Origin of the sequence: Lacinutrix mariniflava (assembly GCF_001418015.1) — a bacterium.
In the GTDB taxonomy this organism is placed as follows: domain Bacteria; phylum Bacteroidota; class Bacteroidia; order Flavobacteriales; family Flavobacteriaceae; genus Lacinutrix; species Lacinutrix mariniflava.
Window position 1 is genome coordinate 285,163 of sequence record NZ_LIQG01000020.1, and the last position, 16,291, is coordinate 301,453.

A 16,291-nucleotide genomic window follows, 5' to 3' on the forward strand; every position below is an offset into this window, starting at 1 on the left:
GTTGGAAATATAAGCTAAAACTATTGCTTTTTAAGTTCCTCTTGCAAATTAGCGATTATCTCTTTATGTTTTTCGTCTTCAGATAAGGTTTTTAATAAATCTTTTGCAAAACTCTTAAATCTCCAATTGTGGTGATGTGTAGCATCAATTAAATTAATTAGGGTTTCAATATTAAAAATCTTTAGGTTATTAATGTAACTAAATGCGTTTTGTCGTGTTTGAAAACCATATTCCGAAGAAGTATAATTCCCCAACTCTTTCATGTAACGTTTACTTAATCCTGCATTATATTCTGGTGTTGCTAATGCTAAGGTTAACCACAAACATCTTACATTTTTATCGTTAAAACCAACAACACCTTCTGTAGCATTTAAATAATTAGCTCTATCGTTAGGAAACTTAGACCATAAATTCATCAAAGCAATTTCTATTGTAGTGTACGACGCGTCTTTTAACAACGATTCGTTTTCCGCTTTAAAACCATCTGGAATGTACCTTGCCAATAGTTGCCTCGTTTTTATTTCATTAGAATTAAAAGCTTCTTGTATTAAATCTTTATACGTTGGATACTCTGGTTTCTTTATCGCTTCTTTTAAAACCGCTAGTCTTTCAGTATAAAAACCTTTTGGTAACTCTGTAACCAAACTAGAAGCAATGTATCCATTCTCGTCTGTTCTATAGGTTAAATAATCGGCATCGTCTATAGTTTCTAAAAAAGCAATACTTTTATTTTGCTTTAAAGTAGCTCTCATTTTTGCAATTGGTAGTTTTTTAGACAATAACCATTCGTTTTCAAAACTACCTAAATTTTGTCCAGATACTTTTTCAACTTCAGAAATAAAATCTTGTGTCTCTACATTTTTAAAAGCATACTTGTTTAAATAACCCTTAACAGCCTCTTTAAACGCTTTCTCTCCTACTTTCTCCTTTAAAACATGTAAAGCCCAAGCTCCTTTTTTATAAAAGGTCGTGCTGCTTGCTTTCGGGTCCAGTAAAGCTGTTGCCTCTTCTGCAATTTCTTGGTTAATTAACTCCTTTGCATAGTCGTAAAGCGTATTGTAATAATAATCGTCGCCCAAAACAGCGCGCTCAGCCAATAAAGCATAATATGTTGCAAAACCTTCTTGCAACCAATGGTGCTTGCTTTCTGTTGCTGTTACAAAATCGCCAAACCATTGGTGCGCCAATTCATGTGCGTTTACGTTTACGTAGTTTTTATCTACAAACGAAGTTTCATCAATCATAAAATCGTCGCTAAAAATAGTAAGACTTGTATTCTCCATTCCAGAATACAAAAAATCTTTAACTGGTACTTGCTTATAGTTTTGCCATGGGTAAGCAACACCTATTTCTTCTTCTAAGAAATCGAACATTTGTTTTGTATAACGATACGTTGGCTCTACTCTTGCAGAATCTTCAGGGTAATAATATAACTCAATCGGTATTCCGCTTTTAGAAACAATTTCTTTTTTATTGTATTTACCAATGGCTAAAGCTACCAGATAACTCGGCATTGGTTTTTGCATGTTGTAATGCCAAATTTTAATAGGCCTACCAAACTCATCAGCATTAACCGATACTAATTTCCCATTTGCTATAACCTCATAATTTTTATCTGTTGCAATAATTAAATCAAACTCAAGTTTCTCATTCATGTCATCAAAACTTGGCAACCAATTACTAGTGTACTTACCTTGCCCTTGAGTCCAAACTTGATTATTATTTTCTTCCGCTATAAAATACATTGCTTTCTTAGGAAACGTGGTGTAACCAACAGATAACTTGTTCTCTAAAGAAGGTTTAAAACTGTTGTAAATCCAAAGTTTCTTACCTTTATTAGAATGCTTTACAGGTTTCCCGTTAAGTAAAACATACTCAAATTCCATACCTACTGCATCTATAAATATAGAATCTGTAGTTTTTAAAACATCAAATTGATAATCTACAGAACCTTTAATTTTCTCATCCTTTATCTCTATGCCAAGTAAAGCTTTTGCTTTTTTAAAATCAACATATTCAGTTTGTTGCGCTTTCGCGGAAAAACATAGCAGTGCAGTTAAAATGTAAAGGAAGTGTCTCATAAGTAGATTTAAACAAGTATGAAGCCAAAATACAATTTTTTAAGATTTCTATGAAAATAGCAAAACACAATAAAAACATAAAGTTTTAATAGATTACTTGTTTCGAAGTAATGTTAATAATTAAGGATCTTGATACCTTTTATCTATGCTTCAAAAAATACTAGAAGTAACAACAAAAGAAATATACTTTTACTTTAAAAAGAAATACCTTAATTTCGTTTTCTAATGGCAATAAATCTTCAAACTTCTATAGATTACCTAAAAGGTGTTGGACCAAATCGAGCCGATTTGCTTCGCAAGGAACTAGGCATACACACCTATCAAGATCTTATTAATTTGTTTCCAAATCGTTATTTAGATCGTACAAAATATTACACCATAAATACGCTTTATCAAAATACTGCCGAGGTTCAAGTTATTGGAAAAATTACAAATTTTAAGGAGGTTGGTCAAAAAAGAGGCAAGCGATTAGTCGCTACTTTTCAAGACGAAACTGGCACCATGGAATTGGTTTGGTTTCGTGGTCAAAAATGGATTCGAGAAGGTCTAAAATTAAATGTCCCTTATGTTATATTTGGGAAGGCAAATAGCTTTGGCGGAAAATATAATATGGCACATCCAGACATAGAATTATTGTCTGAACATGAGCAAAATTTACGCTCTGCTTTGCAACCTATTTATCCATCGACAGAGAAGTTATCGACCAGAGGAATCACGAACAGAATGATGACAAAAATCATGCAAAATCTGTTCATAGAAACTGGTGGAAAGTTCGTAGAAACGCTCTCTAAAAACCTGCTTGAAAATTTAAAATTAGTACCTAAATCTGAAGCGCTTTTAAACATTCATTTCCCTAAAGATTCTGAAGCACTTTTTAAGGCAGAATTCAGACTAAAATTTGAAGAATTATTTTACATACAATTACAATTAATTCTTAAAAATTTAATCCATAAATCGAAGATAAAAGGCTTTCCTTTTGAAACCGTTGGCGAACCATTTAACACCTTTTTTAAAAACCATTTGCCGTTCGAATTAACTGGTGCGCAAAAAAGAGTACTCAAAGAAATTAGAGCAGATATGGGTAGTAATGCCCAAATGAACCGCCTTTTACAAGGTGATGTGGGCTCCGGGAAGACTATTGTAGCACTTATGTCAATGTTAATAGCGGTTGGCAATGGTTTTCAAGCGTGTCTAATGGCGCCTACTGCTATTTTGTCAGTACAGCACTACAGCGGACTAGTTGACTTGTGTAAAAATCTGAAAATCAGTATTAGACTGCTTCAAGGTTCAAGTAAAACTTCAGAACGTCGAGAGATCCACGAAATGCTAGAAAGTGGAGAATTAGACATCCTAATTGGTACACATGCTGTACTCGAAGATAAAGTAAAATTTAAAAATTTAGGCTTAGCAGTTATAGACGAGCAACATCGATTTGGTGTAAAGCAACGTTCTAAATTATGGAAAAAAAACACCTTCCCTCCTCACGTTTTGGTAATGACTGCAACACCAATTCCAAGAACATTAGCCATGTCTGTTTATGGTGATTTAGACATCTCTGTAATTGACGAATTACCACCTGGTAGAAAGGCCATAAAAACAGTCCACAGATACGACTCAAATAGACTAAAAGTTTTTCAATTTATACGCTCTGAAATCAAGAAGAAAAGACAGGTTTATATTGTCTATCCTTTGATACAAGAAAGTGCACAAATGGACTACAAAGATTTAATGGATGGCTACGAAAGTATTGCTCGAGATTTTCCTGCTCCAGAGTTTCAAATTTCGATAGTTCATGGCAAAATGAAACCTGCAGATAAGGAGTTCGAAATGCAACGTTTTATAAAAGGACAAACACAAATTATGGTGGCAACAACTGTAATTGAAGTTGGCGTAAATGTGCCAAATGCATCGGTCATGATTATAGAAAGTGCAGAGCGTTTTGGGCTCTCTCAATTACACCAATTAAGAGGTCGAGTTGGTCGTGGAGCAGAACAAAGTTATTGCATTTTAATGACGAGTCACAAGCAGTCTGAAAACAGTAAAAAACGAATTGAAACCATGGTAAAAACCAACGACGGTTTTGAAATTGCAGAGGTAGATTTAAACCTTCGTGGACCTGGAGATATTATGGGAACACAACAAAGCGGAATACTAAATCTTAGGATTGCAGATATTATAAAAGACAGCGACATATTAAAACATGCAAGACACCATGCTAAAAAACTTTTAGAAATAGATCCTTCGCTTGGTCATGCAGAAAATGCTGTAATTTTAGAAACTTACAGACAAATGAGTAAGTATAAAAACATCTGGAATTATATTAGTTAATTTTTAGTCGCAGTCACAGTATTTAGTTGCCTACTCTTGTTCTTTACACAAGAATAACACTAATTCTCACTAATCTGTGTGGTCTTGCTCTTAACTAAAGTCTCACAAATTATTATCGTTTTGCTCAAATGCTAATCACACAGCGCTACTTCCTTCAGTTGAAGGAAGGTGGTTTTACATAGCAAAAGCGGATGGTTTGAAGAAAAATAGCGGAGCTTCTTTTAAACGCAACCTAACAACAACAGTACAAAAACTCCTCTTTCTTCAAATTCTCTATCGGAATTTAAATTCATTCTCCTCTTTTAAAATAAAGAGGAGAGCGACTACACAACAAACCTTATAGAAATACTTTAAAATCGAACATTAAAACCAAACACCAATAGCACACCGCTCCTTCCTTCAGTTGAAGGAAGGTGGTTTTACAAAGTAAAAGTGGATGGTTTGAAGAAAAAGAGCATAGCTTCTTTTAAAAATACAACTTTATAACAACAGTTAAAAAAACTCCTCTTTCTTCAAATTCTCTATCTGAATTTAAATTCATTCTCCTCTTTTAAAATAAAGAGGAGAGCGACTACATAACAAACCTTATAGAAATACTTTAAAATAGAACTTTAAACCCAAATACCAATCACAAAGCGCTCCTTCCTTCAGTTGAAGGAAGGTGGTTTTACAAAGTAAAAGCGGATGGTTTGAAGAAAAAGAGCGAAGCTTCTTTTTTATTAGTACTACTTTAGCAAACAACACGTAAGCTTCGACTAAAACTAAAGATTTACCTCTCATAATTTATGAAAACAATAAAAACAGATGTACTTATTATTGGTGGTGGTTTAACAGGCTTAACACTCGCTTACTACCTTAAAAAGGCTAACATAACCTTTAAAATCCTAGAAGCTAACAACATCGTTGGTGGCAGAATTAAAACACAATACAACACTAATCAAGCACCAATAGAATTAGGTGCTACGTGGCTAATAAACCAACAAGTTAATGCTTTAGCATTATTAAAAGAACTTAATATTACTATTTTCCAGCAGCATTATGGTAACACAGCCATTTACCATCCTAATCAAGATCAAGCAGCGCAATTAGTACAATTACCGCCAAACAATGCTGCTAGTTATCGTGTTGCAAATGGCACCTATTCTATTATTAAAGCTTTAGAGCAAAAACTAGATACCAATACCATTGCATGTAACCAAATCGTGCAATCTATTAAATTGCTTCCTAATGGTTTAGAGGCAAAAACAAACGATACAACATACCATTGTAAACATATTGTTTCTACACTTCCACCATTATTGTTTTCTAAAAACATAACCATAAAACCCGCATTACCAATAGCTATTCAAGACCTTTTAAAGAACACACACACTTGGATGCATAATTCTATAAGAATTGGCTTTACCTATAAAGCACCATTTTGGAAAGCCGAACGTACAAGCGGCACCATTTACAGCAGTGTTAGCATTATTCAAGAGTTTTACGACCACTCGAATACAGACAAAAACTTACACGCATTAAGCGGTTTCATAAATCCATCGTTTTCTAAACACACTAAAGAAGAACGAAAAATCCTAGCCTTAAAACAACTACAAAGCTACTATGGAGATCAAGCATTAGATTTTGAAAGCTACGAAGAATGCGATTGGTCAAACCAAAAACACACCACTATTGAAAGCGACAGCTTTTTAATGCCACAAGCTAATAATGGCCATCCATTGTTTAAGGACACCTATTTAGATAACAAGTTATTTATAGCTGGAGCAGAAACAAGTACTGTGTTTCCTGGAAAAATGGAAGGTGCTATTACTAGTTCTCAATTTGTTTTTAATCAACTTAAAGCTATTTACAAATAATAGCTTTAGCTAGCTGCGTCAGTTCGAGTGATACGACTTTAGGAGTATTGTATCGAGAACCTTTTTAAACGTAGCTAAACCTTGAAAAACTATAACGGCTTCCCGATACAAAATTCTAAAAAAAAGAATTTCACTCGAAGTGACACGTGTAAACTATTTCTATTATAATTATCTTTACAAAAAATAGTAAACTATGAGCATGCTTCACCTAAAATTAGAAACCGATCCACGTTGGGTAACCATTGTAGAGAGTAATATTGAAGAAATATTAACCGATCATGCTTGGTGTGAGCAAAAAGCAGCAACCAATGCTATTACTATTATTACTAACAATAGCGAGCACGAAGAATTAGTTACAGAACTAATTAAACTTGCTCAAGAAGAGTTAGAACATTTTCAGATGGTGCACGATATCATTAAAAAACGTGGCTATACTTTAGGCCGTGAACGTAAAGACCATTATGTAAACCAATTGTACAAGTTTATGAACAAAGGTGGCAGCAGACAACAAAGTTTTGTGGATCGTTTATTGTTTTCTGCTATGATAGAAGCACGAAGCTGCGAACGTTTTAAACTCTTATCTCAACGTATTAATGACGAAGAACTCTCTAAGTTCTACCACGATTTAATGATTAGCGAAGCTGGACATTACACTACTTTCATAACCTTTGCTAGACAATACGGAAAAGGTATCGATGTAGATAAACGCTGGCAAGAATTAGTGGAGTTTGAAGGTATATTAATAAAAAGCTATGGTAAGAGCGAAACCATACATGGTTAACATATGTCTCTAAAAATAGTAATGCCATAAATTTAAAAAATAAATAACAAATAAGTATTTGTCCTATCTGCTTTTGAGAAAACACGATTAAAAAATTCGCTTTTTTAACAGAAAACAGAAAACTGCTCACTATTCAATAATAGCGCTAAGTTAAAACATAGAATTTACACAAGTCGCACAGCCTCATTAATAGACTCCTTACCTCCCCAAATAACTAAATACGAGAACCGAGACAACCTCAATGTTTAAATAAGAAACTATTCTAAAACACAATTACTGATGTGGTAACGCAATAAAAAACACCTCATTTTAAATTTAAAATTTTTTATCTAAAATCGTTCGGTTTCAGTTTCTAAAAACCTAACTTAGCTACACCTTCGAAGCTATAAAAAGAGAATCAATAACGTTTAAAACTCGTTTTTATAATCGATTAATAAAGACTAAAAGTGAGTACGCGAAATGCCGTCCTGAATATATAAAACAAGCTCAAAACTTTCTTAAAACCGACAAAGAGAGCCTCAAAACCTTACAAGATTTAAATATCTATCCTTTTATTAATAATCGAATTAGAAACATCGACTATAAAGAAAAAGGAATAAAAAAGAAAGTTGTTATAAATTTCAATGGTGTCAATAATTAAGCTTTAATTAAAACAGGTTCAAATACTTAAAATCGTAATAAAAAATCATGAAGAACATTCTAATATTAGCCATTTTAAGTCTTTGCTTTCAAACAAGTTTAATTGGGCAGGACTTTAAAAAGTCTAAAACCTTATCAATATCAAAAATTAACACTTACACAAGCCTATCAAATGGAAATGATTCCTACAAACAAACAATTTATTTAGAAAGCGCTAATACTAAAAAACTTATAAGTTTTGAAGTTAATTTAGATACATATAACAATGAGTATTCTTCTGTTTCAGAAACAACAGAAACTCAATTAAAGAATATATCTAAAATTGTAAAAATCAATATCGATCATTGTGCTTGTTATTGTAATACAGATGTTTATTATTACTTGGTTACCAATAATAACGAGTGGATTGGGCTTCCTAAACTAGAACAAAACGATTACGATATTGGAAACACATATCTAGAATATGCTTTTAGAAAAGAAAGTAAAACAACTATTGAAGTAGTAGAGTATCGAGAAAAAATTAACAAAAACAAACCTAATAAAAACAGTCTTCTTGGTTTTGAGACAGAAAGAATTCACGAAAAAACAATAAAAACGATAACTTGGACAGGTAACGAACTAAAAGGCTTAGAAGAAAAATATATAGTAACTGCAGAAAATGGCTTGCTACTTAGAAACAAACCCGGTTTAAAAAGCAAAAAAATAGGAAAAATATATTCTGGAGCTCAAATAACTATTATAGAAAAAACAAGATTCACAGAAACCATAAGCGATAAAGGAAAAAAAATTAATGGAAATTGGGTGAAAGTAGAATTTAAAAATTACCCAATTCAAATTACAACATTAGCAGACTCTAATAAAGGTTATGGGTATGTATTTGATGGTTACACAGAGAAAATGTCCGATAATTTACACAATTTAAGTCATGAATTAATCCAATATAGTGAATATGAAAATCTAACCATTAATAAAAGTAAGTCACCATATTTTTTAAAAGGCGACTTTTTTGGAGACGGCATAAATGATATTGCTGTACTTTTAAAAGACAAAGAAGGCGCAACTAAAATTGGAATAATTAACTATAATAACTATCAAAACAGTCTTCTTATTTTAGGAAATGAAAATGATCCTTTTAAAATGACAGATTATGGTTGGGTTGGTGTATTTCAAAAAGTAAATAAAAATGAAGTTTTATGGTCAAACTACGAAGACGATTTTATAGACTATGAAGATGTACCAGAAAACAAAAAAATTAGAGTCGATTATAATGCCATATATATGCATGCCTCAGAAAGTTGTGGTGGCGGTTTTGTTTACTGGAAAAACGGAAAGTTTAATTGGTTACAACAAGAATAAAACACGTTCACTTATTACATAACAACCATGAAAAAAGTATTCTATATTTTACTTGCTACTCTACTTCTAAATTGTAAAACTAACACCAAAGAAAACACAACTTTTAATGAGGACGGAATTCAGGTAAATAAACAAGCAGAGGCTATTACTAAAGAAAAATTCGTGATTGCTAAATCCGGATTAAATTACAGAAAAGAACCCAAAGGAGAGGTTATTGGAAAATTTGAATACGCAACAAAAGTAAACATCGTTAAACACAGTCTTGTTTTTGAAACCATTAATGATAATAACAACATTAAAAAAGGCGAATGGCTAGGTGTATTAGTTAATAATGACACTGTTTACACCTTTGGCGCCTATTTATCGAACCAAAAACCCAATATTAGCAAAACAACCAAAGCGCAAGAAAAAAGTGTTTTAGACGATATCCTTTTACCTTTTACTTATCGCGATTGGGAAAACAAAAACCCAGTAAATGGTTTAAATAAAAATTGGTTAGAGCTTAACACAGAAGACGCTAACTTCTATTTAAACCATGCTAATTATACTATTAAAAGCGATGAAGATGCGTGTACAGGAGATTCTACAAAAACCATCATACCCAAAAACAAAACGCTTATTTATATTAATAACCCTAATTTAAAACTTGGAGCCGTTTACTCTAAAAAGAGTAGTAAAAATAAAATATGGCCTAACGAAAAAGTAACCTTTAATTACAAAGCCACCAAGTACACTATAAGAGCAGAAGGCGACATTATTTCTACAGAACAAGTACATGAAAACAACTCCTTAGAACGCTACTCGGTAGTAGAAAACTACAAACTTTACATTGCAACAGACCAAATTTCGGAAGTGCTATTTTTAGAAGAAGCGTCTTTTAACGATACTTTTGTTAAACTACTATTTATAGGCGATATCGATTCGGATAATAAATTAGATTTCATATTTGAAGCCAATAGACATTACGAAGAAAAAAGAATTATTTTATATCTTTCTACTATAGCAAAAGACAATGAAATTATAAAAAAAGCAGCAGAAATAGCTATTGGTTTTGACTGTTAACGCACAAAACAGACTAAAAAAGTAACATTACAAGCCGTTTTAACTTTTTATTGACATAAAAGCCACGTCTTAAATTCGTAAATTTGATAAAACCATCGCTATGAAATCTCTAGCCTTAATTTTACTAATCACTGCTGTTATGACGACCTCAACAACACTTTTTAATTTCACCAAAGATGCTAATATTTCTAATTGGCATATTGTAGACGATGTGGTTATGGGCGGACGCTCTAACGGAAACTTTGCCTTAAGCAAAGATGGACACGGTAAATTTAGTGGTGCAATTTCTTTAGAGAATAATGGTGGGTTTTCGTCTTTACGCTACAACATGGAAACGGTAGACGTCTCTAAACATACCAAAGTTTGCTTAAAACTAAAAGGCGATGGCAAAGCATACCAGTTTAGAGTAAAAGCAAACAAAAACGAACGGTTCTCTTATATAGCAACATTTACTACTTCTAGCGAATGGGAAACCATTACCATAGATTTAAAAAACATGTATCCTGCCTTTAGAGGTCGCACACTCGATATCCCAAACTTCGACAAAAATACGATAGAAGAATTGGCTTTTTTAATAGGGAATAAAAAGGCTGAAAAATTTGAGTTATTGATTGATGCTATTGAACTGAATTAAAAGTCATTAATCTTCTTTTTTAACAAGAAAAAACTTGTTGACGTTTAATTCTGTTTCGCATCGAAAATCATTCGGTTTTAATTTTTAAAAGTATAACTTTGATAGCGTCTGATACAAAATATTGATAAGATTTTGTATCAACGAAACGGTTGGCAACAAGACGCTCACTCAATCGGCATATTGAAACGGAAGAAACTGAATAAAAATTGTATCCAATTAATTCAGATTCTGTGGGAATTGAAGTAGCTGGTAAATTCACTAAAACATCAGGTAAAGAGACTTCTGGAAAATACAAAGGAGAAGATAAAGGAGTCTGGGATAAATTGACAGAGAAGCAGAAAAAAGCTGTAATATGTTTATGTAAAGTTTTAAAGAAGCAATACTCTTTAGATAATAAGGATATATTTTCGCACGACGAAATAAAACCCAAAACTAAAGGTGAAGGAAGTAGTTTTATTAACGACATATTAAAAGAATTATAATGAAAAAAGCAATACTATTTTTATTTATCTTATTATCAATTTCATGCAGAGTAAAACCTAAGCAAGTAAATGCTGATGAGAAATTGACAGCAACCATTTATGAAATACTAAAACTATCTAATAAAAAAGACATAAAAAAAATAAATGAAAAATATATTCATTCTGAATTTGGAATATATGAAGTGTCTAGAATCGGAATAACTGATGAGGTAAAACATTGGAATGATATAAAAATCGAAAAAAGTGCATTGGGAACTATATTTCAGATTATAACTAATGTAAATGTTGAAGATTATTCTAAAGAAATAATAAAATATAATGTGAATTATAACTGTGACGATTTTGAATGGAAAAAAAAAGGTTTATTCTTTTCTAATATAATTACCAATCATAGAATATCAGAAGTGTTTAAGAAAAATAAAGTAATAGAAGCTAATAATTATAGGATTGTATTAACGGAAAAAGATTTAATTTTTTATCTAACTAAAATAGACGATAATTTTTACATAACATTAATCGACAGAGTAACCACAGATTGTAGTGCTTAATCAAATTCCAGTTGCCAACAATGTATAAAAATAATAGCGGTTTAGTTGCTAAAACAAAAGTAAGTAAATTTCAAAAAACAACTCATAGCCGCCAGGAGTTAGCGAAACCATAAATTCACTCCCACGAATTTTAATATACAACAACCACCTCAACCAATAAACCAATCCCTAATTCAAAACATAAAGACTATATGTTTTGTAATAATTACAATACTCATCATCAGCTTCATAAGTGATTAGAAGTATAAAAACAAGAAAAAGGATACTAGTTTTTTACATACTTAAACAAACTTAATTCCATTAAATTCAAATGAATAGAAGCGTTTTACAATCAGAATTTAAGCTAAAGAAAGAGGCCTTTAAGAAACATTCTGTTTTCGTTTTTGCAATAAAATTAGCATCCGAATATTATACTTGGAACAGGTATTAAATATAAATAACACAACTGCTAATTGGGAACTAAAAAAATAACTAAATCCACCAACAAGTAAATACATCTACTTCTCTAAAACAGCTTTTATAACTCTACGCAAACCTTCTTCTAATATTACTCTAGGACAAGCAAGATTTAATCGAATATAGCCATCTGCATTAGCGACAAACATATTTCCGCCTTCTAATAAAACACCTGCATTTCGTGCGAAATACAAGGTTAGATTTTCAGTATTAGTAAAATAATAACTCACATCTACCCAAGCCAAGTAGGTTGAATCTGGAATTACGAACTTTGTATGAGGCAAATGTGTATCTAATTGTTCTTTTAAGTATTTAAAATTATCATCTAAATAATCTGTTAATTCAATAAGCCAATCATGGCCTTTGGAATAAGCAGACTGAGACGCTACAAAACTTAATGGGTTTTCTACAGGTAAATAAAATGCGTTGTATTTAAGTCTTAATTCAGCATTAGGAATAATAATATTAGCAAATAAATTACCTGCAAGGTTAAATGTTTTACTTGGTGCCATACACGTGATTATCTTATCCGAATTAGGAAAAAGACTCGCCAAAGGCGTAAAGGTTTTATCTTTACGGAGTAAGTCGCAATGAATTTCATCAGAAATTATAGTCACTCCGTTTTCTAAACAAACGTTTCCAAACTCTAATAATTCTTTTTTAGACCATAGTCTACCAGTTGGATTATGAGGGTTACAGAAAACTGCCAAAACACATTTCTCGTCGGAAGTTTTCTTTTTAATATCGTCCATATCCATGCTAAACCTACCTTTCTCTTCTACCAAATCTGAACAAACCAATTCTACCTCATTATAATTGGCTCCATGCTTAAAAAACGCATAAGACGGCGTAACAATTAATACTTTTTCATCTGGTTTACAGATTTGACCAATTAAATCGTACAAAGCAGGAATAACACCTTTAGCATGTACTAAATGCGCTGTGTTAAACGTCCATTGATAACGATCGATACACCATTGCTGAAAACTCAACGCATAAGAAGGATCTGCTACCATAGTATAGCCCAACAATGGGTGTTCTAAGCGTGCTTTCATAGCATTAATAATTTCTGGAGCGATAGCAAATTCCATATCTGCAACCCACATTTTAATAAAATCTGCTTCAGGATATTTACCACTAAGATCTTCTTCTGGATCAAAAAGATAACCTCTATAACCCTCAACAGACATAGCATTGGTTCCTTTTCGTTCTAATACTTGATTAAACTGGTATTTGTTAGATGGCATGATTTTAAAAATTTAGATTGACTAAAAGTACACGATTATATTATTTTTTTTCTGTTGTTATTTTTGCAGCAACTACAGACATTTCTACCAGCAATTCTGGTCGCGCCATACGGGCTTCGACACATGCACGTACTGGCTGATAGCCTTCTGCTACCCATGCATCCCAAACTTCATTCATTGCAGAGAAGTCTTTTATGTCTCTTACATAAATGGTTACCGAAAGGATGTGTTTTTTATCAGAACCTGCTTTGTTAAGCAATTCTTCAACCTTTTCTAGTGTTGTTTCCGTTTGCTCTTTAATGCCTTTAGTTGCATCTTTTGCCACTTGACCACAAAGATAAATGGTATTATTGTGTTCAACAATCCTACTCATACGTGGTGTTGTATCCGTTCTAGTTATCGACATTGGTTTATAGTATTGGTTAAAGTTTAAAACTAGTAAATTATTTTTATTTAAGATTTACTTTTATTTAAAAAAAGCAAATAGCAACCTAAATTATTTCAATCTAAATAGCATAAATACATTGCTTATTAGCACACATAATTAATTACTTAATTATTGTCTGCTTACTAAAATCTTAACGGATTTTCTATTACGTTTGTATTAGTTACTTAAACAACGAAACAAATTAGCCGATACGTTAGTGAAACCCAAATTATTACGGCTGGTTTAAGTCTAAAAAGACACGTTTAAACCAATAAATTAAGACCTAATTTAAAATATGAAGACTACATATATTGTTATTATTATAATTATAATCATCCTAATTAGCAGCTTAGTTGTATACAAGTATAAAAACAAGAAAAGAGACACTAGTGTTTTAAGAGTTGGAGGTCTTTATACTTCAAAAGGCAAAAATGGTACTTATGGCGTAACTAAAATATTAGCATTAGATGACATTATGGTTCATATAAGACAATATTCTACTACCTTCGAGACCAAACCTACTGCTATTAATACTTCAGAATTAAACTATTTTATTGGTCATATTCCTATGGCTAAATCAGGTTTTAGGCTAGACAAACAAGAACTTTTAAAAGTAGAAAAAGTACAAGAAAATGAGCTAGAAGGTTACAATTACTACTTAAAAGCTACTAGAATTCAATAAGTATATTAAATTACTCTGCTAACAACTCTCCAACAAACGCAGTAAACTCACTCTTAAACTCTGTAAATTTTTCACCAGTTGCAGGACCATTAAAGCCTGTATGTATTTTACGTACTTTGCCTTGCTTGTCTACAAACACTGTAGTTGGATAACTTAATACATGGTTAAGCATTGGTAATTTTTCTTGCGCTTTTTGTTTACTTGTAGTTCCTGTTTGCGCTAATACAATAGGATACGTAATATCTATTCTATCTTGCAAGCGTTTTATACTTGCAAAGGCTTTTTCGTTGGTTTTAGCATACTCAAACGCTAAGGCTACAACTTCTAAACCTTTGGCTTGATTTTCTTTGTAGAATTCTGCGTAGTATTTACTTTCGTCTAAACAATTAGGACACCAAGTTCCCATAATTTGTACTAAAACCACTTTGTTTTTAAAACGCTCGTCTGCAAGAGAGATCATGTTTCCGTTAGCATCTGGAAAGGTAAAAGTCAAACTATCGTAACCTTCTTTTAAATAGGTTAATGCGTTTGCACTTGGCAGTTTGTAATCAGCATTGCGCTTCGCTGTAAAAGGTTCTTTCCAGTGACTTCCAGAGTAGAAGGTTCCGTTAATAGTAGAATCGGTTACTTTGCCAGTAAACAAAAAGGCATGAGCACCATCGAAGGTAGAGAGTTTTAAATCTGTTCCATTTATAACGCCTTCCAGAAAACGATAATCTCCAGTTTCGGTTAAAAAGGTTCCTGTTACTTGATTTCCGTTTTGTTTAAAAACACCTTTTGCTATGTATTTGTCGGCTTCAGTTTCTGGACTAAATACCGTTTCCCAGTTTCCAGAAATATTTGCTTCGGCTTTAGCTGTAACATTAAAACGTGTATTGCTTTTTTCTGCTTTAAAAGGCACGACTCTATCTTTACCTTCTATTATAAAGTTACCTGTTAATGTTTGATCTTTAATTTTTGCTGCTAAAAGTGCTTCAAAAACTGGCATTTGTATAAATACAGAGTCGTTACTGTATTCTATTTCGTTTACTTCAATTTGTTCTTCAGCATTAAAAACAGTTAAGTTGTTTGCATCTTTTACTTTAAAAGTAAATGGTATAACTTCGGTATCGTTTATTTTTAATTCTGCCCTATAGTCACCAAAAGAAAGAAATTCTTGAGTCGATGTTTCTTGACAAGAAAAGAGTACCGCTAGAGTTAAAATTGCTAGTATTTTACGCATATTTATTCTGTTTTTAATATTATTCGAAATAACGACAAAAACCTAACAAATAAAAACAGTTTTTTAGTTAAACCTTACTACTGTGTTTTAGGTTTTGTCTAAACACAAAAAAAAGACACTGCTTTCGCAATGTCTCATTATTATTAAACTTGAGGGAAGCTTAATAGTATCGTTTTAGTTTCTGTTGTCGTCCTCATCTTCGTCTTCATCGTCCTTTTTAATATCAAGATCTTCTTCTTTAACACCTTCACCGTCTAAACTTTTTAGCTCCGTTTCCTCCTCTTCGGTCTTCGATAATTTAACAGATTCTTCGTCTCTTCTATTTATAGTTTTAACAGCTTCTTTTTCTTCTTTTACTTGTTCTTCTGTCTGTTCTTCAACTTCAACTTCTACTTGAGCAGTCGCTAATTGAGTACCTGCAAGACTAAATGTTACCGCTAAAAATAATGCAATTTTTAAATTTTTCATTTGTTGATAATTTTTAAATAGA

The 16,291-nt window shown here is 32.1% G+C and carries 14 protein-coding genes; 9 read left to right on the forward strand and 5 right to left on the reverse strand.

Features of this window, described 5'->3' with window-relative positions; all coding sequences use genetic code 11:
* Positions 1–20: 20 nt before the first annotated feature.
* Complete coding sequence (locus tag ASC44_RS04625) at positions 21–2,081, reverse strand: M1 family metallopeptidase (RefSeq protein WP_055446448.1); 2,061 nt, start codon at positions 2,079–2,081, stop codon at positions 21–23.
* Between the two features lie 225 nt (positions 2,082–2,306).
* Here ASC44_RS04625 and recG point away from each other — a divergent pair, with 225 nt between their 5' ends.
* The 8 genes from recG to ASC44_RS04665 all read left to right on the forward strand — a co-directional run bounded on the left by recG (position 2,307) and on the right by ASC44_RS04665 (position 11,767).
* On the forward strand, positions 2,307–4,409 hold the full coding sequence (gene recG, locus ASC44_RS04630) for an ATP-dependent DNA helicase RecG (protein WP_055446449.1): 2,103 nt from the start codon (positions 2,307–2,309) through the stop codon (positions 4,407–4,409).
* A gap of 785 nt (positions 4,410–5,194) precedes the next feature.
* Positions 5,195–6,265 carry a flavin monoamine oxidase family protein gene (locus ASC44_RS04635; RefSeq protein WP_055446450.1) on the forward strand — a complete coding sequence of 357 codons (1,071 nt, stop codon included), beginning with the start codon at positions 5,195–5,197 and terminating at the stop codon, positions 6,263–6,265.
* A gap of 199 nt (positions 6,266–6,464) precedes the next feature.
* Positions 6,465–7,046: a MiaE family protein gene (locus ASC44_RS04640; protein ID WP_055446451.1), complete on the forward strand. Its 582-nt coding sequence runs from the start codon at positions 6,465–6,467 to the stop codon at positions 7,044–7,046.
* A gap of 687 nt (positions 7,047–7,733) precedes the next feature.
* Entirely contained in the window at positions 7,734–9,041 is a 1,308-nt protein-coding gene (locus ASC44_RS04645) for an SH3 domain-containing protein (RefSeq protein ID WP_055446452.1), read from the forward strand.
* 27 nt (positions 9,042–9,068) lie between these two features.
* A complete protein-coding gene (locus ASC44_RS04650; protein ID WP_055446453.1) occupies positions 9,069–10,103 on the forward strand; it encodes a hypothetical protein in 1,035 nt (344 codons plus the stop codon).
* Positions 10,104–10,203: 100 nt separating this feature from the next.
* Positions 10,204–10,737 carry a CIA30 family protein gene (locus ASC44_RS04655; RefSeq protein WP_055446454.1) on the forward strand — a complete coding sequence of 178 codons (534 nt, stop codon included), beginning with the start codon at positions 10,204–10,206 and terminating at the stop codon, positions 10,735–10,737.
* A gap of 206 nt (positions 10,738–10,943) precedes the next feature.
* A complete protein-coding gene (locus tag ASC44_RS04660) occupies positions 10,944–11,219 on the forward strand; it encodes a peptidoglycan recognition protein family protein (RefSeq protein ID WP_055446455.1) in 276 nt (91 codons plus the stop codon).
* Complete coding sequence (locus ASC44_RS04665; RefSeq protein ID WP_055446456.1) at positions 11,219–11,767, forward strand: hypothetical protein; 549 nt, start codon at positions 11,219–11,221, stop codon at positions 11,765–11,767. Before ASC44_RS04660 ends, ASC44_RS04665 begins: the two co-directional genes overlap by 1 nt.
* A 497-nt stretch (positions 11,768–12,264) precedes the next feature.
* Here ASC44_RS04665 and ASC44_RS04670 read toward each other — a convergent pair whose 3' ends face one another.
* Positions 12,265–13,470, reverse strand: a complete 1,206-nt coding sequence (locus ASC44_RS04670; protein ID WP_055446457.1) for a MalY/PatB family protein — start codon at positions 13,468–13,470, stop codon at positions 12,265–12,267.
* A 40-nt stretch (positions 13,471–13,510) separates the two neighbouring features.
* Positions 13,511–13,876, reverse strand: a complete 366-nt coding sequence (locus ASC44_RS04675) for a RidA family protein (protein ID WP_055446458.1) — start codon at positions 13,874–13,876, stop codon at positions 13,511–13,513.
* A 316-nt stretch (positions 13,877–14,192) separates the two neighbouring features.
* On the opposite strand from ASC44_RS04675, the gene ASC44_RS04680 reads away from it, so the two are divergent.
* Entirely contained in the window at positions 14,193–14,579 is a 387-nt protein-coding gene (locus tag ASC44_RS04680; RefSeq protein ID WP_055446459.1) for a hypothetical protein, read from the forward strand.
* 10 nt (positions 14,580–14,589) lie between these two features.
* Here the strand turns inward: ASC44_RS04680 and ASC44_RS04685 are convergent, their stop codons facing one another.
* Both ASC44_RS04685 and ASC44_RS04690 read right to left on the reverse strand, forming a co-directional pair.
* Entirely contained in the window at positions 14,590–15,801 is a 1,212-nt protein-coding gene (locus ASC44_RS04685; RefSeq protein ID WP_055446460.1) for a TlpA disulfide reductase family protein, read from the reverse strand.
* A 174-nt stretch (positions 15,802–15,975) separates the two neighbouring features.
* Positions 15,976–16,269, reverse strand: coding sequence for a hypothetical protein (locus tag ASC44_RS04690; protein ID WP_055446461.1), 294 nt, complete (start codon positions 16,267–16,269; stop codon positions 15,976–15,978).
* Positions 16,270–16,291: the final 22 nt, after the last annotated feature.